Origin of the sequence: Pantoea eucalypti (assembly GCF_009646115.1) — a bacterium.
Taxonomy (GTDB): Bacteria; Pseudomonadota; Gammaproteobacteria; order Enterobacterales; family Enterobacteriaceae; genus Pantoea; species Pantoea eucalypti.
Window position 1 is genome coordinate 3921215 of record NZ_CP045720.1, and the last position, 19185, is coordinate 3940399.

17 protein-coding genes and 4 tRNA genes are annotated in these 19185 nt (G+C 56.0%); 4 read left to right on the top strand and 17 right to left on the bottom strand.

The features are described from left to right. Nucleotides 1–118 precede the first annotated feature (118 nt). The 6 genes from yigB to EE896_RS18300 form a co-directional block, all read right to left on the bottom strand. Nucleotides 119–835: a 5-amino-6-(5-phospho-D-ribitylamino)uracil phosphatase YigB gene (yigB, locus tag EE896_RS18275; protein ID WP_039658612.1), complete on the bottom strand. Its 717-nt coding sequence runs from the start codon at nucleotides 833–835 to the stop codon at nucleotides 119–121. Further along, a complete protein-coding gene (xerC, locus tag EE896_RS18280; RefSeq protein ID WP_008926439.1) occupies nucleotides 832–1737 on the bottom strand; it encodes a tyrosine recombinase XerC in 906 nt (301 codons plus the stop codon). The genes yigB and xerC overlap by 4 nt, the downstream gene beginning before the upstream one ends. Next, entirely contained in the window at nucleotides 1734–2438 is a 705-nt protein-coding gene (locus EE896_RS18285; RefSeq protein ID WP_003854361.1) for a DUF484 domain-containing protein, read from the bottom strand. The genes xerC and EE896_RS18285 overlap by 4 nt, the downstream gene beginning before the upstream one ends. Continuing rightward, entirely contained in the window at nucleotides 2435–3259 is an 825-nt protein-coding gene (gene dapF / locus EE896_RS18290) for a diaminopimelate epimerase (protein WP_008926438.1), read from the bottom strand. The genes EE896_RS18285 and dapF overlap by 4 nt, the downstream gene beginning before the upstream one ends. Nucleotides 3260–3287: 28 nt before the next feature. Beyond that, nucleotides 3288–3488 carry an LPS translocon maturation chaperone LptM gene (gene lptM, locus EE896_RS18295; protein WP_008926437.1) on the bottom strand — a complete coding sequence of 67 codons (201 nt, stop codon included), beginning with the start codon at nucleotides 3486–3488 and terminating at the stop codon, nucleotides 3288–3290. 147 nt (nucleotides 3489–3635) lie between these two features. After that, complete coding sequence (locus EE896_RS18300) at nucleotides 3636–6194, bottom strand: class I adenylate cyclase (RefSeq protein WP_140916079.1); 2559 nt, start codon at nucleotides 6192–6194, stop codon at nucleotides 3636–3638. A gap of 316 nt (nucleotides 6195–6510) precedes the next feature. Between EE896_RS18300 and hemC the strand changes: the two genes are divergently transcribed. Genes hemC through hemY form a run of 4 tightly spaced genes read left to right on the top strand, consistent with a single transcriptional unit; the run spans nucleotide 6511 to nucleotide 10535 of the window. Continuing rightward, on the top strand, nucleotides 6511–7452 hold the full coding sequence (hemC, locus tag EE896_RS18305) for a hydroxymethylbilane synthase (protein WP_033743361.1): 942 nt from the start codon (nucleotides 6511–6513) through the stop codon (nucleotides 7450–7452). Continuing rightward, complete coding sequence (gene hemD, locus EE896_RS18310) at nucleotides 7449–8177, top strand: uroporphyrinogen-III synthase (RefSeq protein WP_140916077.1); 729 nt, start codon at nucleotides 7449–7451, stop codon at nucleotides 8175–8177. The genes hemC and hemD overlap by 4 nt, the downstream gene beginning before the upstream one ends. 25 nt (nucleotides 8178–8202) lie before the next feature. Continuing rightward, a complete protein-coding gene (gene hemX / locus EE896_RS18315; protein ID WP_003854351.1) occupies nucleotides 8203–9336 on the top strand; it encodes a uroporphyrinogen-III C-methyltransferase in 1134 nt (377 codons plus the stop codon). Between the two features lie 2 nt (nucleotides 9337–9338). Beyond that, complete coding sequence (gene hemY / locus EE896_RS18320; RefSeq protein WP_008926434.1) at nucleotides 9339–10535, top strand: protoheme IX biogenesis protein HemY; 1197 nt, start codon at nucleotides 9339–9341, stop codon at nucleotides 10533–10535. A 928-nt stretch (nucleotides 10536–11463) separates the two neighbouring features. On the opposite strand, the gene EE896_RS18325 is transcribed toward hemY, so the two are convergent. From EE896_RS18325 to rfbA, 11 genes are all read right to left on the bottom strand, one after another. Then, nucleotides 11464–11540 (bottom strand) — tRNA-Pro (locus tag EE896_RS18325). A 20-nt stretch (nucleotides 11541–11560) separates the two neighbouring features. Next, nucleotides 11561–11647, bottom strand: a tRNA-Leu gene (locus EE896_RS18330). A gap of 16 nt (nucleotides 11648–11663) precedes the next feature. After that, nucleotides 11664–11739, bottom strand: a tRNA-His gene (locus EE896_RS18335). A 98-nt stretch (nucleotides 11740–11837) separates the two neighbouring features. Next, a tRNA-Arg gene (locus EE896_RS18340) sits at nucleotides 11838–11914 on the bottom strand. A gap of 158 nt (nucleotides 11915–12072) precedes the next feature. Beyond that, complete coding sequence (wecG, locus tag EE896_RS18345; protein ID WP_008926433.1) at nucleotides 12073–12813, bottom strand: lipopolysaccharide N-acetylmannosaminouronosyltransferase; 741 nt, start codon at nucleotides 12811–12813, stop codon at nucleotides 12073–12075. Between the two features lie 25 nt (nucleotides 12814–12838). Next, nucleotides 12839–14182, bottom strand: a complete 1344-nt coding sequence (gene wzyE / locus EE896_RS18350) for an ECA oligosaccharide polymerase (protein ID WP_078805041.1) — start codon at nucleotides 14180–14182, stop codon at nucleotides 12839–12841. After that, a complete protein-coding gene (gene wecF / locus EE896_RS18355; RefSeq protein ID WP_140916075.1) occupies nucleotides 14179–15246 on the bottom strand; it encodes a TDP-N-acetylfucosamine:lipid II N-acetylfucosaminyltransferase in 1068 nt (355 codons plus the stop codon). Before wecF ends, wzyE begins: the two co-directional genes overlap by 4 nt. Beyond that, a complete protein-coding gene (wzxE, locus tag EE896_RS18360; RefSeq protein WP_140916073.1) occupies nucleotides 15243–16493 on the bottom strand; it encodes a lipid III flippase WzxE in 1251 nt (416 codons plus the stop codon). Before wzxE ends, wecF begins: the two co-directional genes overlap by 4 nt. Further along, nucleotides 16493–17623 (bottom strand): dTDP-4-amino-4,6-dideoxygalactose transaminase, encoded by a 1131-nt coding sequence (gene rffA / locus EE896_RS18365; protein WP_039658617.1) that lies wholly within the window; start codon nucleotides 17621–17623, stop codon nucleotides 16493–16495. The genes wzxE and rffA overlap by 1 nt, the downstream gene beginning before the upstream one ends. Then, entirely contained in the window at nucleotides 17610–18317 is a 708-nt protein-coding gene (rffC, locus tag EE896_RS18370) for a dTDP-4-amino-4,6-dideoxy-D-galactose acyltransferase (RefSeq protein ID WP_110411746.1), read from the bottom strand. Before rffC ends, rffA begins: the two co-directional genes overlap by 14 nt. Then, nucleotides 18295–19176 carry a glucose-1-phosphate thymidylyltransferase RfbA gene (gene rfbA / locus EE896_RS18375; RefSeq protein WP_061061265.1) on the bottom strand — a complete coding sequence of 294 codons (882 nt, stop codon included), beginning with the start codon at nucleotides 19174–19176 and terminating at the stop codon, nucleotides 18295–18297. The genes rffC and rfbA overlap by 23 nt, the downstream gene beginning before the upstream one ends. Nucleotides 19177–19185 lie beyond the last annotated feature (9 nt).

Consider the following 19185-nt stretch of genomic DNA (forward strand, 5'->3'; position numbering starts at 1 on the left):
GCTGATTATTCCGCCTGCCGCAAGACAGTATCGCTGCCCGTCAGGCGGCGACACAGATGCCAGATGAGTGACGGCGGCAAAGCAGAAAAGAGGAGACGACTGGATAAATTTACAGCCATTATAGCAGTGAGGTGAGTGATGCCAACCGCGAAATTTCGACATGCGGCAACAGGCGCGCATCCGGGATATGCATCAGGTTGCCCTGCCGCAGGTTAATCCAGCAGGCCTGCAGTCCGCAGCGCAGTGAGCCCGCGACATCGGTTGTGAGGTCATCACCGACATGCAGAATATGATGTGGTGCGATATCAAGGCGTTGCGCGGCAAGCTGATACATATCCTGCCACGGCTTGGCGCGCCCATCCGGCCCGGCCCGCAGCGTAAACTGAAAGTAGTGCGCAATGCCCATTTTTTCCGGGCAGGCGTTACCGTTGGTGACCGCCACCAGCGGGATTTTTTCCGCCAGCGCTTTCAGCGTCTGATGCGTCTCATCCGGCATCTCGACCTGGCTCCGCCACTGATGAAAGACCGCCATGACATCTGCCGCGCCCGCTGTCGCTTCAGCAGCCGAGAGGCCGACATTCAGCATCGCCAGCTCTACCGAACGGCGTCGCCACTCCGACACATCATGATAGATTTCAGGCTCACGCTGAAGCAGTTCGTCACGCAACTGCTGATAATCCTGCGGCGTGAAGTCACGCAGCGCCGGATGAAAAGCCTGCAACGCTGCATGGGACTCCAGCGTGGTACGACGAATCACCGGGTAGTTATCGTAGAGCGTGTCATCAAGGTCGAAGCTCATAGCTTTAATGGCCGATAGCGGACGATAAAACTTCATTCGTTCTTTCCTCGTTTGGCGCGGGGATGCGCAGCATCATACACCGAAGCCAGATGCTGGAAGTCGAGATGGGTGTAGATCTGGGTCGTCGACAGATTCGCATGCCCCAGTAACTCCTGCACGGCGCGCAGGTCGCCGCTGGACTCCAGCAGATGGGTGGCAAAAGAGTGGCGCAACTTATGCGGATGGATATGGCTCGCCAGACCCTGTCTGATGCCCCATTCGGCAAAGCGCTTCTGTACGTTGCGGGGCGAAATGCGGTTGCCGCGTGTCGACAGAAACAGCGCATCATCCTGGGCACCGAACGTTTCACGCAGCGGCAGCCAGTGCTGGATCCAGGTGACGGCCGTGCGGCCAATCGGAACCCGGCGCTCTTTGCTGCCCTTACCCACGACCCACACTTCACCGGAATCGAGATCGACATGGCGGCAATCCATATTGACCAGTTCGGAGAGACGCAGACCGCCGCCATACATCACTTCCAGCATCGCCCGGTCGCGCACCGCCAGCGGATCGTCAAGGTCGATCTCCAGCAGCTGATTCACTTCATCAACATCAATATTTTTGGGCAGATGCCGTGCTTTACGTGGCGTCATTACCCCTTTGGCAGGATTAGCGGAGAGCAAACCCTGACTCACCTGCCAGTCGAGGAAACTGCGCAGCGCAGAGAGGCGCAGCGCCAGGCTGCTGGCAGAGAGTCCGGCACGACGGCTACGCGCCGCCATGCTGCGCACCTGCGCGGGTTCCAGCTGTGCCCAGCTGCTGAGCTTCATCTCGTCAGCAATCGCCACCAGCGCGGCAAGCTGTCGCGCATAACTGCTCTGGGTTAACGGACTCAGCTGGCGCTCCACTTTCAGGTAGCGCAGGAATCCGTCGACAGCCTCCAGCAGCGTGCTACTCATGCGCGCTCGACCCAGCGGGAAAGCAGATCAGGCATCATCTGCGACAGGTGCTGCAACAGCAGTGTCCCCATACCCGACTGGTAGTGCTGGCTGTCGCGACTGCTGAACACCAGCACGCCGAGATCGCCCTCTTCGCCCATCAGCGACATGGCCACCGAACCGATCGCTTTTGCCTGCGGCAGCAGCAGCAGCAGTTCCGGGCCATTAATGTTGCCGAGATAGTGATGCTGGTTACCGAAGCGCTGAATACGCAGCGGTTCAAACGCCTGACGCGACAGGCTCAGCTGAAAGAAATCGGAAGGCGCGCCCAGCAGCCATTTATCACTAAACAGCCGCACATTGGCACCTGCCAGGCCCAATTCACGTGCCCAGCGGTGCAGTCGGTTGAGCATATCCTGCAGCGAATCAGCCGCTGCCAGATGACTTTCCAGCGACAGCAGACGGTCAAACAGTTCGTGGTTAGCGCTGGCCTGCTCCATCAGCAGCGTGATCTCTTCTTCCAGCCGCTGAATGTGGTTGCGTTGCCGCGCCATGTGCCACTCGACCAGCGACACGCTGCCGCGCACCGGATGCGGCACCGCCATCTGTTCAACTGCGCGGGCATTGCGGATAAAGAAATCGGGATTCTGCCGCAGATAATCACTGACGGCCTGATCGTCCAGCAGAACCGAACTGTCAGTCTGCTCTTCGATATTTTTCATAGATGAATAAACCCATCGTAGACGTGTGTCGCAGGCCCGGTCATATAGAGCGGCTGACCGGCACCTTTCCAGGAGATATGCAGCGTTCCACCAGGCAGATCGACACGGACGTTAGGTGCCAGAATGCCCTGCTGAATGCCGCATGCAACGGCAGCACAGGCGCCACTGCCGCACGCCTGTGTTTCACCCGCGCCGCGTTCATAGACGCGCAGGCGGATATGTTCGGGATTGATGATCTCCATAAAACCCACATTGACGCGATCCGGGAAACGCTCATGGCTCTCCAGAATCGGGCCCAGCAGTTCAACCTGCGCGGTTTTCACACTTTCAACCTGGATGACGCAGTGAGGATTACCCATCGACACCGCACCCAGCATTACCGTCTGTTCGGCAACGCGCAGCAGATAGAGGTTTTCGGCTTTGTTGGCGCGGAACGGCACCTGCTGAGGCTCAAAGTTGGGCTCGCCCATGTTCACGCGCACCTGGTCATCCGGCGTCACGGTCAGGACCATACGGCCATTTTGCGTACTGACCCGGATATCGGTCTTGTTGGTCAGCCCTTTGAGCTGAACAAAGCGGGCAAAACAGCGCGCACCGTTACCGCACTGAGCCACTTCACTGCCGTCGGCGTTGAAAATGCGATAGTGGAAATCGAGATCGGGATCGTAAGGGGGTTCAACAATCAGCAGCTGATCAAATCCGATCCCCAGATGACGATCGGCCAGCCGGCGGATCAACTCCGGCGAAAAAAAGACGTTTTGTGTCACTGCATCCACAACCATAAAATCGTTGCCGAGACCGTGCATTTTGGAGAACTGCATTTTTTGCTCCGCCGGATAAGCCATCAGATTAGTTCGCTTGTACGCCTGAGTTGCCGGTAACCAGTCCGCCCACATCGGCTTTTTTGGCATCCGCTTTCTGGCGTTCGGTCGGCGATTGTTGTTTCTTCGGCTGATCCTTCGGCGGGAAGTAAAGCGGTCCTTTCAGACCACAACCTGCAAGGCTGGTTACAGCCAGTGTCACGGCCAACAGGCTTATTACTTTCTTCATTCTTTATGCTCTTCATGTCCTTTACCTGGATGCTTATCATCGCAGTTGAAGGTGGAAAAGCAACAGGAAATCCCCGCTAATAGCGTGAACCGGGTGACAAGCCAGAAAGATAGCGGCCACCTGCAGAGCGCAGGCAGGCCGTCAGCATCAATGCACCTGATAGCGCGGTTGATAGTCGCTGTTGTCGTTGTCAGGCTGCGTCGTACACAGCTGCGTCAGCGTCTGACTACGGAACGGAATCACCTGGAATCGCTCACCCGTGTTCACAATCTGATAGAACTGCGGCAGGTTAAAGTTGATAAAGCTCGACCCATAGGTGAAGCGATCGTGCGATGAGGAGTAGAACCGACTGACGTCGCGCACCAGCTCCTCTTTGCTGCCTTCACAGTGGTGATAGACCTCAACCCGATTCGTCTCATCAAGAATGTAGATATTGAAGCCGCGCTCATCCGTGGTGTTTTCAAAGAAGAACTGAATGATGCCTTCGCTGGCATAGCCGTTAACAACGGGTGGCAGCGGCGTCTGATTCGTTTCGACTTTAATAGAGAGTCCATGCAGCTTGTTGTTGGAGATCGCGCCATAAAACTCAACGGCATTTTCCAGCTTCTGCACAGAAACACTCATACGTTCAAAGAACAGACCCCAGGTCTGGCCTGCCATGCGCAGCGCTTTAAAGCGGCCCGGCTCCTGACGTGTGCTGGAAAGGCGCAGCTCAATGCACTCTGAGACCAGCTGCTGCACGCGCGTGCGGATCAGACCGCGCAGGTGCTGGCTGTAGCAGAACACTTCCACCGTATCCGGCGGTGCGGCATCCTGATGCATCTTGCCAAGAATGGTTTTCAGTCCTTCGATCATCGCCTGTTCGCCGCTGAAATGCAGTGTACGCACCTCATTCCAGGAGTTGCGATAGAGCAGATCGATACTGCCAATCAGGCACTGCTGCTGCTGACCAAAGCTAAAAACATCCAGCTTGCGGAAGTCGAAGTGCACCACCTGGTTGCGGAAGGCCGCTGTCGGGTCATGCTCAAGGTTAACAATAATCGCCAGGTGACGAATTTCACACGGGCTGTAGAGCGCTTTTGGTGTCGGCGAAGGCAGACGCAGCGGGAAGTGGCTGGAAACATCGTTGACCAGCTCCTGCAGACGCGCCAGATCGCAAATCTCATTGCCTTTAATATGCAGCCGGGTTTTGCGGGTCAGCAGACCATTAAACCACGCCCACGCCACCAGCTTGTTCAGGTAGCGGTTATATTCCAGCGGCTGATGGCTGATGATCGAATCCATATCCGGTGCCTGGTTATAGAGATACCAGCCGGAACGGTTGGCACGGCCAGGTGGGACATGAATAAAGGTCAGATTCGGTTCAGAGAGATCGGGCGAAATCTGCGGGTTCACCAGCGTCACTTTGCCCGGCAGCGCTTCAAACGCGGCATACAGTTTACGGGTTAATACACCGATATCCTGCGGGCTGGCGCTAACGCTTAAGTTATTACGGCGGGCAAAGCGGATCAGGTTGCGATAACTTTGCATCATCGCATCCAGTAATTCATTATGAGCTTCGCGCACCCGCTCAATTTTCCACTCGGCGCGGTTGTCCAGAACGGCAATCTTCTCTTCGTTCCAGCCCCACTCTTTGACCAGCTGCGATAAAATCTCGCGACGCCAGCCGGTGCGATGATGATGATCTTCGGTGCTGAGCTTTTCACACACTTTGAGATAGAAGCAGCGACGAATCAAATCAAGACGCGGCTGATCGTCAACGCTGGTGAGATAGTGCGTTACGCGTTCCAGCATCATGCAGTAAGGATCGAGTCCGAAGCAGATGATTTCGCCGTCGTGCAGGCGCTGTTTGATATCCATCGCCAGCAGCTGCGTGTTCGGGTATTCCCAGCTATAGGCTTCCAGCAGCAACGTTTTCAGTACGGCTTTATAAGGCGAGTCGATGCTTTTATAGAGCTGCCACAGACTGGCACCAAAATACTCTTCAGCAGACAGCGTACCGAGGCCACCCAGATCGAGCCACTCATTGGGGGTCAGCACGCCTTTCGCGTACAGCGACATCACGTAATCGTCATAGTGATGCTCTTCTTCACCCGGTACCATATTCCACAGAAGACGTTTGCCCGCCATACGAACCGCGGTACGGTAAAACTCATCCAGCAGCAAAATGTGTTGGGTGGAGCCGCAATCTTCACCGCCCAGGCTGCCGCTTTCATTGTGACGGAAGCGGTTCTCATCAATCAGGAAGAAACTGACTTCCACACCCATTGAGACGCACCACTTCTGCAATAGCGTACATTTGCGCTGCAGATTCAGGCGCTCTTCATTATCAAGCCAGGATTGATGGCAGACCCAGATATCGAGATCCGAGACGCTATTCTGGCCGACAGACGAGGTGCTGCCCATGGAGTAAATGGCGGTAATTGGCATCTCGCCTTTCGGCGCATCGGCATGGCGCAGGTCACTGTCGCCGGTGAGATCGGCCAGCAGCTGGCGCTGATTTTCATCAGGCGTGTAGAAGCTGATGCCATATGGAACGCTACCTTCAAGGTAACCCGGCATCTGAGGATGTTGATAATGTAATAAGGTTGGCAGCAGACTGTAGACGCGCTGAAAAGCGGGTCCCATAGCAGCCAGCGCACGATCAACGCGCAGCTGGTTGATTGCATCCAGTCTCTGTTTCAGTGTCTCAATGTAGAGGTACAAGACGTTTCGCCTGATTGTCCCAGTGTTTAAGCACCCTGTTTCCACGCTCTGCCGCTTATTAAAGTAAAAAGTGGGCAGATAATTGCTGGAAACGTGATCAATCTAACACTCGCCAGATTGACCGTAAAGAAAGTTGCGCTACTTAACAGTTTAGCACGTTCTTACCAGCTTCCCGCCTTTTCAGCGCTGGTTCCCACGTTATGGCTTGATAATCCGGGCCTGAAACCGTGCGCAGGCCCTTTTCAATCCGTTGAAACTGACAGTATTCATCCAGAGATGATAGGATATTCAGTGAACGATAAAAATGGTTAACAGCATGTTAGACAAAATTTTCAGAATTGCTACAAGACAAAGCCCGCTCGCATTATGGCAGGCACATTATGTACAGCAACGCCTCATGAGTGCCCATCCGGGACTTCGCGTTGAGCTGGTGCCTATGGTCACGAAAGGTGACATTATTCTTGATACGCCGCTGGCAAAAGTGGGTGGCAAAGGACTGTTTGTCAAAGAGCTTGAGCTGGCGATGCAGGATGGCCGTGCCGATATGGCTGTGCACTCCATGAAAGATGTGCCGGTCAGTTTCCCTGAAGGTCTGGGCCTGGTGACCATCTGCGAGCGCGACGATCCGCGCGATGCGTTCGTTTCCCATCATTATGACTCTATTGACGCGCTGCCACAGGGAGCCATTGTCGGCACCTCCAGCCTGCGTCGTCAGTGCCAGATTAGTGCGCGCCGTCCGGATCTGGTGATCCGTTCGCTGCGGGGTAATGTGGGCACCCGTCTCGGCAAGCTCGATGCCGGAGAGTATGACGCGATCATTCTGGCCGTTGCCGGGCTGAAACGCCTGGGACTGGAAGATCGCATTCGCCAGGCAATGCCTGCCGAAGTTTCCCTGCCCGCCGTGGGTCAGGGTGCGGTCGGCATTGAATGCCGTCTGGACGACAGCGTCTTAATTGACCTGTTACGGGCACTGAACCACGATGACACCGAAGTCTGCGTCAGAGCGGAACGCGCCATGAATACCCGCTTAGAAGGTGGCTGCCAGGTGCCCATCGGCAGTTTCGCGGTGCTGGAAGGCAATGACCTCTGGCTGCGCGGCATGGTCGGCGCACCAGATGGCCGGGTGATGGTCAGCGGCGAACGCCGGGGTCCACGCGCGCAGGCAGAACAGATGGGCATTTCACTGGCCGATGAACTGCTGAATGGCGGCGCACGTGAAATCCTGAAAGAAGTTTACCAGGGGCAGCCGCCGGCATGACCATCCTGGTGACGCGCCCGGAACCCGCAGCGGCAGAGCTGGTATCGCGCCTGCATGCCCTTGGCAAACAGGCGTGGAGCCTGCCGCTGATCGAGTTCGCACCGGGCGCTGACCTCGCCTCTCTGCCCCAGAAGCTCGCCGGACTTCATGCTGGCGACCTCGTCTTTATCCTTTCTCAGCAGGTTATTCACTACGCGCAGCATGCGATCAAAGCATGGCCCACTGAGCTGGACTATTATGCAATTGGTCGCAGCACCGCACTGGCGTTTCACACCGTCAGTGGCCAGCAGGTGACCTGGCCACATGCTCATGAAACCAGTGAGGAATTGATCCAGATAAACACGCTTCAGCAGATTTCCGGTAAACGTGCGCTGATCCTGCGAGGCGATCCCGGACTCGAGTTGCTGGCAGAGACCTTAACCCGGCGAGGTGCTGAGGTGACGTTTGCTGCCTGCTACCAGCGCTGCCAGAAGCATTATGATGGACCCGTTGAAGGCCGCCGCTGGCGCGATCGCGGCGTCTCGGTGCTGGTGGTGACCAGCGGTGAAATGTTACAACAGCTCTTTTCGCTGTTCCCCGCAGTTGATCGTGAGGAATGGCTGCTCCACTGCCGACTGATTGTCGTCAGTGAACGTTTGGCTACCCTGGCCGCTGGATTAGGCTGGCAGGATATTCAGGTAGCCGATGGTGCCGATAACGATGCGCTGCTGCGCGCGTTACGCTGAACTTTAACAATGGGATGTGCCACATATGACGGAACAAAAAGACTCCTCCGCCATGGTTGAAGAAACCACCCCAGCGGTTGACCGCTCCTCTTCCAGCAACAGCACACCACCGCGTAATGCGAAAAAGGGTGGCATGGTGTTGGGTGCCGTTGCGATTGTCATCGCGCTGGCGATGGGTGCGGGTTTATACCTTAACGGGAAACATCAGGCTGATTTACAGGCACAAACCAATCAAAAGCTGAGCGACCAGTTAAGCGCGTTGCAGCAGCAGGCCGGCAGCGATAAACAGCAGCTGACACAGCAATTAAGTAGCGCTGAAAAGGCGTTGCAGACTGCGCAACAGCAGCAGAATGCCTCAGCAAAAGAGCTGGAAACCCTGCGTGAAAAAGTAGCCGTGATCTCTGGCAACGACGTGCGCAGCTGGCTGCTGGCACAGGCGGACTATCTGGTGAAACTGGCGGGCCGCAAACTCTGGAGCGATCAGGATGTCACGACAGCCGCGGCACTGCTGAAAAGCGCCGATGCCAGCCTGGCCGACATGAACGATCCCAGCGTGATGAATGTGCGTCGTGCACTGACCCAGGATATCAGCAACCTCTCTTCCGTTACGCAGGTCGACTACGACGGGGTGATCCTCAAGCTGAATCAGTTGTCGAATAACGTTGATAATCTGCGCCTGGCCGATAACGACAGCGATGATGCACCGATGGACAGCGATGGTGGCGAGCTCTCAGGTTCGGTGCGCGAATGGCGTCAGAATCTGGTGAAAAGCTGGCATAATTTTATGGATGATTTTATTACCATCCGTCGTCGCGATAACACCGCACAGCCGCTGCTGGCACCGAATCAGGATGTATATCTGCGTGAGAATATCCGCTCGCGTCTGCTGATCGCTGCTCAGGCTGTTCCGCGTCATCAGGATGAGATTTATAAACAATCTATCGATACCGTGTCCGCCTGGGTTCGCGCCTGGTACGACACCAATGATGCCGCCACCAAAGCTTTCCTTGCCCAGCTGGATGAGCTGAGTCAGCAGAACATCAATATGGATCTGCCGGATAACCTGGAAAGTCAGCCGTTGCTGGAACAGCTGATGCAGACGCGGGTGCGCAACCTGTTAGCGCAACCTTCTGCCGCTGCTAATCAGCAGGGGGGCTAAGCATGCTTAAGGTATTTATCCTCTTTATCCTGCTGATTGCGGGCGTGGTGCTGGGACCGATGATTGCCGGTCATCAGGGCTACGTGCTGATTCAGACTGATAACTGGAATATCGAAACCAGCGTCACAGGCCTGGTCATTATCCTTATTCTCAGCCTGCTGGTGATTCTGGCCGTAGAGTGGCTGCTGCGCCGCGTGCTGCACACCGGCGCGCGAACCCGTGGCTGGTTTACCGGACGTAAACGCCGTCGCGCCCAGCGCCATACCCAGTCGGCGCTGATGAAGCTGGCAGAAGGCGACCACCGTCAGGTTGAGAAACTGCTCTCTAAAGATGCCGATCACGCTGATGTGCCTGTAGCCAACTATCTGCTGGCTGCAGAAGCTGCACAACAGCGTGGTGATGAAGCCCGTGCTAATCAGCATCTTGAGCGTGCTGCAGAGCTGTCGGAAAACAATACCATTCCGGTGGAAATCGCCCGCGCACGTATTCAGCTGGCACGTAACGAAGATCACGCTGCGCGTCATAGCATCGACCGCCTGCTGGAAGTGGCACCGCGTCACCCGGAAGTACTGCGCCTGGCCGAACAGGCGTATATTCGCACAGGTGCCTGGAGTGCGTTGCTGGATATTCTGCCGTCGATGCAGAAGTCACAGGTCGGCGATGAGCTCCATCGTGATGCCTTGCAGCAGCAGGCCTGGCTGGGTCTGATGAATCAGGCGATGGCTGATCAGGGCAGTGATGGGCTGAAGCGCTGGTGGAGCACACTGAGTCGCAAGACCCGTCAGGATACGACGTTGCAGGTCGCCATGGCGGATCATCTGATTGAGTGTGACGATCACGACACCGCACAGTCTATCGTGCTGGAAGGCCTGAAACGTCATTATGACGATCGTCTGGTACTGCTGATGCCACGTATCAAAAGCGGCAATCCCGAAGCACTGGAGAAAGCATTACGTCAGCAGATTAAACAGCATGGCGCAACGCCGTTGCTGCACAGTACGCTGGGGCAGTTGCTGATGCGTCATGGGGAATGGCAGCAGGCAGCTGACGCGCTGCAGCAGGCGCTGGCGCAGCGTCCGGATGCGTTCGATTATGCATGGCTGGCAGATGTTTATGACCGTCTGCATCGCCCGGAAGAGGCTGCAAAAATGCGCCGTGAAGGGTTGTTGCTGACGCTGAAGAATAACCCAAACGCCTGATGCGATTGTCAGACAGGATAAAGCCGGGCTCGCCCGGCTTTTTTGTGCCCAAAATCTGCCCTCCGGTTCTCGCAGGCAAAAAAAAACACCTGCCAGTGGCAGGTGTAAGATCAGGTCGGTAAGACAACCGGGAGGTACCTGACTCAACGTGGTGTCTGTTAACCCTGTAAGGCTTACGCGATACAGGCAGGCAGACAACAGGTACCGAAAATTGGCTCTGCATCATTCCCAGGTTTATGTAGCATAAGCAGACATAAGAGGTGGAATGAGCATCTACAGCAGAAGTGTTGCACAAGCCGTGCCAGGTTAAGGTTTATTTTTAAAGTGATTATAAATCAATAACTTAACCACAGTGCCAAATCTGTTCTTAGCCATGTCCGATGTTAAGTGTCGGTATCCGGCGACAGCTTGCATTTTCTCTGTCTCTTAATAGAGACAGCGAGGCCAATCTCTCTGTGAACTTAACAATAACAATGACTTATTTGTCGGCGATTCACGACGCTGCTACTCCTGCTTAAGCAACTTTAACTGACAACTGGCGAAATCAAAGCGGGAGAGCTGGCATCGAAGATTAGCAAACAGCAGCCCGTTCTCACCGCTGTGCCGGCTTCAGGGAGCATACGCCTTTCGCCAAGACGCAAAAGACGCCATCCCTGGCGGCCTCAGCGCGGGCCGTCCCTGGCCCGCGCTGCTTTGCTACAGGCGTATGCTCCCTTCGCTTCAAGTCTGGCAGACGCATCGGGAACTTACATGGACGCTTCAGACTGGTGAGAGATCTAAAGCCGGATTCATCTGACGGTGTTCCCTTCGCAGGCTCGCACTCACCGCAACATTGTTCCACAGCCTGCGCCCCTAATCTCTCGCAGAAATTTGCATCCTCTTTCTACAGACGAAAAAAAACCTGTCTTTTCAGACAGGTTTCTAAAAATGGTCGGCGAGAGAGGATTCGAACCTCCGACCCACTGGTCCCAAACCAGTTGCGCTACCAAGCTGCGCTACTCGCCGATTTTTTTAACTGTTTTGCCTGGTGCGAAGAGAGGGACTTGAACCCTCACGTCCGTTAAGACACTAACACCTGAAGCTAGCGCGTCTACCAATTCCGCCACCTTCGCGTTTCCCAGCAAAATCTGGGGTGGCTAATGGGACTCGAACCCACGACAACTGGAATCACAATCCAGGGCTCTACCAACTGAGCTATAGCCACCACAATTCTTAATGTCACAGATTTAAAACCTGCAGCATTTAAATCTCTACTGCCAACCGCGGTAAATCAACCACCGAAGCTCATGCGCACAAACGATATGGCGCGCCCGACAGGATTCGAACCTGAGACCTCTGCCTCCGGAGGGCAGCGCTCTATCCAGCTGAGCTACGGGCGCGTAGCGCCGTTGCGGATGTGCATACTAGAGATAAGCGCCCATCGTGTCTAGTGCTTTTTAAATAAAAAGACGCGTTTGATTACGCTTTGTGCACTTTCTCGACAAATAGTGCATTTCCTCTCTCACAATGCCTAAAAATGCGGCATTTATCAGCAATATCAGAGATCGCCGCGCCAGTGGTAGCGCAAATATTTAAGCAGTTTTAATTGCCTGCGCAGGCGGCTCGGTTGTCGAATCAGACGATAGAGCCACTCCAGCCCCAGTCGCTGCCAGATTTTAGGGGCGCGCTTCACATGACCGGTAAAAACATCGTAGGTTCCGCCTACGCCCATGTAGAGCGCATCAGGACAGTGCGCACGGCACGCCAGCATCAGCAGCTCCTGACGTGGCGAGCCCAGCGCTACGGTGACGAGCTTCGCACCGCTAGCCGCAATCCGGGCAAACAGCGCATCCTGATCGGCTGGCGCAAAATAGCCATCCTGCGCGCCAACAATATTCACATTCCACTGGCGGCGTAACTTATCACAGGTTTCATCCAGCACCCGCTGGCGACCACCGATAAGAAACACCGGCGTCCCTTCACGCCCGGCGCGCTCCATCAACGCTTCCCATAAATCTGCTCCCGCAATGCGCTGCACCGACGCCTGCGGATATTTTTTACGAATCGAACGTACAATGCTGATGCCATCGGCATACGCATATTCAGCCTGCGCTAACAGCGTGCGTAATCCCTCATCCCGCTCAGCGGTCAGAATCTTCTCTGCATTGATCGCTACTAAAATACCGCTGCGAACGCGCTGCGGCGGCATCAGAAAATTCACCGCCGACGGCATGTTTTCGAAGCCATACAAATCAACGCCGCGAATCCGGTACTGCGGCGTCTCAGTTAACGTTGTCATATCTTCCGTCAATCCCAGAGGTTAATCAGAGCGGGCTGTGCAACACCCGCCTGCTGCGGTCGCGAATCAAACCTGCGCGATCCAGTAACCAGAAAAGTAATTTCGCTATGCCCAGACAGGCAGCAAAAATGATGCAGAAAAACACCACGCGAGAACCGAACGCATCAAGACCTTCGCGGGCCAGCACAATCATGTTAAACACCGCGCCAAAACAGAAGCTTTGCAGGATGGCGCCGGTGTACCGGTTGGTCTCAAGGCAGCCACGCTGATAGATCGCATCAAAGGCTTTGATAATCATCCCTACCGCGACAGCACCAACTGGAATCGCCCAGACGCCGCCCATCACCACCAGCGATCCAATTAATGTGGGGGAAATCGCCAAGCCAGAATGGTTATTCAGCACTTCCCAGGTGAAGTAGTTCGCACTGTTTAACACCGCCAGCGGCCGATCCGGCCAGAGCCAGGTCGGAATGAAAACGTAGAAATCACGCCACAGCGGCGCCAGACCCTGGAACTCAATGCGGGCGTAGTTATCCAGCAGAAGAGCCAGATTCTCCCACGGTGAGAACGTATCACGCGTCAGATAGAGGAAGGTATAAAACGCTTCATCGCCCATTACGTCGAGGTTATAGCGGCGCAGCGCCAGCCAGAACATCCCCGCAATTGCCAGTACGCCCGCTGTTGCCAGCATCCACAGAGTGATCCAGCCACGGGTGATCCCGATGAACAGGAACAGGGCAAAAGCAATAATGATATTGGCGCGGGTGCCGCCCACCAGTGCGTAGGTCAGCAAACCAAAGGCCACTGTTACCACCAGGAACAGCAGCCAGTTGCGGCGCGTCGGGCTCAGAAAATAGGGGATCAACATCGCCGGAATAAAGAAGTAGAAGAAGCGCTTGAGCGCCACCCCCGAGACTTCACTGGAGAAGATCTGGTTATAGGCAGTCAGGCGGAACAGCAGAAAACCGTTGTGAATGAAAAACACAGTGACGGTTCCCAGCGCCACCAGCGCCAGAATCACGCAGGTCAGGTGCGTTTCAACCCGATTCATCTGCAGCCAGGGCTTCGCCGGTGGCGCACTGGCGGGCTTCAGCCGCACTTTATAACTGACGTAATAAATGGCGTAAAACGCCGTCGCTGACAGCAACGCCTCCAGCAGATTCTCGACCGGCACCACCTCAACATTAAAGCGAAACACCAGCACCGAGGTCAGTGGGAAGCCGAAGTAAAAGGTCAGTAAGAACAGCAGTGTGAAGAACAGATGGAAGTTAAAACGGACGCGCTTAAACTCCCGCCAGGTCAGGGTCAGAATAAAAACCAGCGACAGCATATAGACCACCAGCAGGCCGCCAAACTGCATAAGACTCATGACAACTCCCCTTCGCTGAGCTGTAACGCGGCCCGCCAGCCTGCGAGATACCCCGGCGCAAAAAAGGCGATCGCCTGTTTATCACAGCTCATCAGCTGGCGGCGTGCCTCGGCAATCACCGCAGGCGACAGCGTATCTTCGCTGAACAATACCGGAAGCTGCTGCTCAGCCACATCACGCCAGAACGGATTTTTGCGGGTCAGGATAAACGGCACGTTGGCCTGGATCAGCAGACAAAGTGTTCCCACTCCCTGCTGACGTTCAAACATAAAATAGCCGACATGACAGCGCGCCAGCAGCGCTAAATAATCATCAAACGCCAGATTTTCACGCATCAGATTCACCTGCCCGTCCGGGAACAGTGTCTCTGCTGCAGCCTGAATCTCACTGATGTACGCCTCGTTGCCTGGCGGATAGCCCAGCGGCACCTCGATACGCACCTGTGTGCCAAACTGCGCGCGAATCGCTTTTAAGCCTTCAATGTGCCGGTTACTCGGATCGCCGGAGTTGCCCAGCAGCAGCGTAAACGGCTCTGCGGGATCAGACTCAACAGCGGCGGCGGGCATTCGGGTCGGGAAATAGAGCAGTGAACCCGGCACCCTGCGATGACGCTGCTGGTAGTGATGCAGGTCGCCACGGGTCGCAAAAACCTGAGCAACGCGTCCCTGTGCTAGCCGGCGAACCAGATAGAACAGGCGAAACTTCAGGCTGCGTGAATCTTCATAGAGATCGGCACCCCAGACATGCCAGAAGATTTGGGAACGGCGCAACTTGCCACTGAGTAATGCCAGCCAGATCCACGGGTTAAACTGACCGTGGCAGAAAAAACGCTGCTGACGATGTCTGGCCCGCTGCAGCACCGCCTGCGCCAGCGCTTTCTTGCTGGTAAAGCACTCAATCTGCAATGCACTGAACGGTGCCAGGCTCTCTGGCTGCTGCGTCACTACCATAAAATGGCGTGGCGAAGCCACGGGCTGCTCAACGCTGAGTATATCGTTGAAAAAGCGCAGCACCGTAAGATTGTGGTGGGGAATGTCCGATCCCAAAACGTGAATTAAAGTCATTTTTTCCGGCAGTAAACAATAAAAGCGCCACAACACAGGGCAAAATAAGCCATATAGGTAAACATATAGGCCTGCGCCGCACCTGTCGCGCCATGTAACGGGATCAACCAGCGTGAGAACAGCGTCAGCAACAGAAACTGGCTGATCTCAGTGAGAACATAAAAGCGCAGCGAGGCTTTGGCGATAACCAGATATCCGAAAACATAGGCACCGACTTTAAAAACATCACCGCACAGCTGCCAGACGAAAAGATCGCGCATCCCGCGAAAAGCCTCAGAGAACAACAGGCTGATGGCGAAATCACGCAGCACCCAGACACCAAAACTGGCAACTGCCACGGCGGGCAGTACAAAACGCAGTGCACGGCCAATCTCGCGTGCAATGTCGCGTTTGCTCTCGAGCCGCGCCAGCGTCGGCAGCAGCCAGACGCTAAAGGTTGCGGTGATAAACTGCAGATAGGCATCCGAAATGCTGGTGACACCCTGCCACAATCCGACCTGCGCCCACCCTTCCTGCTCTGCCAGCAGGTTACGCATCAACACCCAGGCGACCGGCAGGGTCACAGCCGTGATCAGCGCCATCAGGGTATATTTTGCCAGATTACGCGCCAGCTCAGGGTGCCATTGCGGACGCAGCCAGCTCAGCGGCAGCGGTGCGCGGCGTTTCAGCATCAGTAGCGCCGGCAGCAGCAGCAAGGCCGGCACCAGTGCCAGGCCAATCAGCGCCCCCTGATAGCCACCCAGCCACCAGCAGAGCAGATAGCCCGCCACGCCAGTCAGGCTGCCGAGAATCAGTGCCAGCGCATTACCGCGCGCATCGCGATAACCCTTCAGCAGCGCCAGGGTTAAGTTGGCCCAGGCGATACCGAGCTGAAGAAAGGCGACGACGCGGATGACGCCCTGATAGCGATCATGACCAAACAGCGCGGTGCTGATGGGTGCCGCCGCCAGCAGAAACAGCAGCGCCAGCACACCGGAAAAGCCCAGCACCATTGCCGATGCCGTGCCCACCATCGCGCGCAGTTGTCCGGGCTGCTGTTGATACTGCGCCACATAGGTGGTGACGCCATTGAAGATGCCCGCGCCCGCCAGCACACCCAGCACGGTGATCAGCTGACGAAAGTTCCCCGCCTGGCCGACACCCTCGGGTCCGAAACTCACCGCCAGCAGTTTGACCACCAGCAGACCAGCCACAATTTTTACCAGCGTGGACGATGCGGTCCACACTGAGGCTCTGGCCAATGACATCAGGAAAAGAAGCTCAGCAGTGAGCTGATAACCGTGCTCTGATTATTATCGGACAGGTTATAGAACAGCGGCAGGCGCAGCAGACGTTCACTTTCCTGCGTGGTATAGCGATCGTCGCCGACAAACTGCGAGAAACGCTCACCGGCTGGCGAACTGTGCAGCGGAATATAGTGGAACACCGTCAGTATCTCAGCTTCTTTCATCCAGTTGATCAGCGCCTGGCGATCGTCCTGATCGCGCAGTTTGATATAAAACATGTGCGCATTGTGTTCACAGCTGGCGGGGATCACCGGCAGGCTGATACGTCCCTGGGCCGCCAGCGGCTGGAGTGCGTCGTAATAGCGCTGCCAGATGCGTAACCGCTGCTGGTTGATGCGCTCAGCGGCTTCCAGCTGCGCCCAGAGATAGGCCGCCTGCAGATCGGCCATCAGGTAGCTCGACCCCATATCGCGCCAGGTATATTTATCGACCTGACCCCGGAAGAACTGGCTGCGGTTGGTGCCTTTTTCCCGCACGATCTCGGCGCGCTCGACCAGGCTGGCGTCGTTAATGAGTGTCGCGCCACCTTCGCCACCGGCGGTGTAGTTCTTGGTTTCGTGAAAACTGAAGCAGCCAATATGACCAATGGTGCCCAGGGCGCGCCCTTTGTAGCGTGACATCACGCCCTGCGCCGCATCTTCGATCACAAACAGCTTATGCTTTGCCGCCAGCGCCATAATGGTGTCCATTTCACAGGCCACGCCTGCGTAATGCACCGGCACAATGGCGCGGGTTTTTTCAGTGATAGCGGCTTCGATCAGCGTTTCATCGATGTTCATGGTGTCCGGGCGCACATCGACAAACACGATGCGCGCGCCGCGCAGCACAAAGGCATTAGCGGTCGAGACAAAGGTGTAGCTCGGCATGATCACTTCATCGCCGGGCTGCAGATCGATTAACAGCGCCGCCATCTCCAGCGAAGCGGTACAGGAGGGAGTGAGCAGCACTTTTTTGCTACCGAAACGCTGCTCCATCCACTGCTGACAGCGACGGGTAAATCCGCCGTCACCGCACAGCTTGCCGCTGTTCATTGCCGACTGCATATAATCAATTTCTGTGCCCACAATCGGGGGCGCATTAAATGGAATCATGACCTTTCCTGTAAAACCAGTAGGCGGTGCTGTCGAGCCGGGCACCGCTGCGTAAATAGAGGCGCATCGCCGTGAGATTACTCATCTGGGTGGCAACCCGAAGCTGAGCCAGCTGTCTTACCCGCGCCCAGTCCGCCGCCGCCAGCATCAGTCGCTGACCCACGCCCTGGCCCTGCGCGTCAGGCAGCACGCCCAGCAAACCGATTCGCGCATCGCCGTCTGCCGCGCGCAGCGAAACAAAACCCTGCAACTGACCGGTGGCGTCACTGGCTACCAGGCACTGGTCGTCAAATGTGCCGCGCACCGCATTTTCAATCCACTGCGCATAGAAGCGACCGCTGGCGTCCGGCGCATACCAGGGCGCGCGAAAACGGCTCTGGCTGAAGAGCTGAGATGCGGCATCGCGCAATGGCGGAATTTGTGCGTCGCGCGCAATGCGAATCCCCGCCTGACGTTCCGTCTCTTTAATCGCCAGCGTCAGGTCTGCCTCGCCTTCTGCCAGCTGAAACTGATGCTGCTGCAGCGTATCAATCAGTGCCGTCTCGCTGGCAGCGACTTTCATCTGTATCAGTGCACAGGGATGCCGCAGCGCCTGCTCCAGCGGCGTCTCGCCCTGCGGCTCCAGCCGCACGGTATCAACACCGAAGAATGTGCTCTCCCAGCTAAGGGGATTAATATTGACGTGGACGGGCATGTAATAAATCCAGCAGGTATTGGCCATAGCCAGTTTTTGTCAGCGCTTCACCCGCGGCGCGCAACTGGTCATCGCTGAGCCAGTTGTTACGCCAGGCGATCTCTTCCAGGCAGGCAATTTTAAAGCCCTGACGTTTTTCTACCGTCTGCACAAACATGCTGGCTTCCACCAGGCTGTCGTGTGTCCCGGTATCCAGCCAGGCAAAGCCTCGTCCCAGCAGTTCGACTGTCAGCTCACCGCGCTCCAGATACATCTGGTTGATGGCGGTGATTTCCAGCTCACCCCGCGATGAAGGCTTAACCTGCTTCGCGAATTCGATAACCTGATTGTCATAGAAGTAGAGGCCGGTGACCGCCCAGCGCGATTTCGGCTGCTGTGGCTTCTCTTCAATCGAGATCGCCTTAAAGTTATCGTCAAACTCCACCACACCGAAACGTTCCGGGTCCATAACCTGATAGCCAAACACCGTTGCACCACGATTCTGTTCGACCACTTTCCGCAGCTTGGGGCTGAAGCCCTGACCAAAATAGAGGTTATCACCGAGCACCAGGCAGCAATTGTCATCGCCGATAAAGGATTCGCCGATGATAAAGGCCTGTGCCAGTCCATCGGGACTGGGCTGCACCGCATAGCTGAGGCGAATACCAAATTCACTGCCATCACCCAGCAGGCGTTCAAACTGCGCCCGATCCTCCGGCGTGGTGATCAGCAAAATGTCGCGAATCCCGGCCAGCATCAGCACGGAAAGCGGATAGTAGATCATCGGTTTGTCGTAGACCGGCAGAAGTTGCTTTGATACTGCCCGGGTTATCGGGTGTAACCGCGTGCCCGATCCTCCCGCTAAAATGATGCCTTTCATCGCTGCTCC

Bases quoted from the DNA above. Each gene is read 5' to 3' on its own strand.
- rffC (WP_110411746.1), bottom strand. From the start codon at position 18,317: ATGCCCGTCCACGTCAATATTAATCCCCTTAGCTGGGAGAGCACATTC.
- xerC (WP_008926439.1), bottom strand. From the start codon at position 1,737: ATGAGTAGCACGCTGCTGGAGGCTGTCGACGGATTCCTGCGCTACCTG.
- dapF (WP_008926438.1), bottom strand. From the start codon at position 3,259: ATGCAGTTCTCCAAAATGCACGGTCTCGGCAACGATTTTATGGTTGTG.
- EE896_RS18285 (WP_003854361.1), bottom strand. From the start codon at position 2,438: ATGAAAAATATCGAAGAGCAGACTGACAGTTCGGTTCTGCTGGACGAT.
- hemX (WP_003854351.1), top strand. From the start codon at position 8,203: ATGACGGAACAAAAAGACTCCTCCGCCATGGTTGAAGAAACCACCCCA.
- lptM (WP_008926437.1), bottom strand. From the start codon at position 3,488: ATGAAGAAAGTAATAAGCCTGTTGGCCGTGACACTGGCTGTAACCAGC.
- wzyE (WP_078805041.1), bottom strand. From the start codon at position 14,182: ATGAGTCTTATGCAGTTTGGCGGCCTGCTGGTGGTCTATATGCTGTCG.
- wecG (WP_008926433.1), bottom strand. From the start codon at position 12,813: ATGACAACGTTAACTGAGACGCCGCAGTACCGGATTCGCGGCGTTGAT.
- hemC (WP_033743361.1), top strand. From the start codon at position 6,511: ATGTTAGACAAAATTTTCAGAATTGCTACAAGACAAAGCCCGCTCGCA.
- wzxE (WP_140916073.1), bottom strand. From the start codon at position 16,493: ATGTCATTGGCCAGAGCCTCAGTGTGGACCGCATCGTCCACGCTGGTA.
- wecF (WP_140916075.1), bottom strand. From the start codon at position 15,246: ATGACTTTAATTCACGTTTTGGGATCGGACATTCCCCACCACAATCTT.
- hemD (WP_140916077.1), top strand. From the start codon at position 7,449: ATGACCATCCTGGTGACGCGCCCGGAACCCGCAGCGGCAGAGCTGGTA.
- hemY (WP_008926434.1), top strand. From the start codon at position 9,339: ATGCTTAAGGTATTTATCCTCTTTATCCTGCTGATTGCGGGCGTGGTG.
- rffA (WP_039658617.1), bottom strand. From the start codon at position 17,623: ATGATTCCATTTAATGCGCCCCCGATTGTGGGCACAGAAATTGATTAT.
- yigB (WP_039658612.1), bottom strand. From the start codon at position 835: ATGAAGTTTTATCGTCCGCTATCGGCCATTAAAGCTATGAGCTTCGAC.
- rfbA (WP_061061265.1), bottom strand. From the start codon at position 19,176: ATGAAAGGCATCATTTTAGCGGGAGGATCGGGCACGCGGTTACACCCG.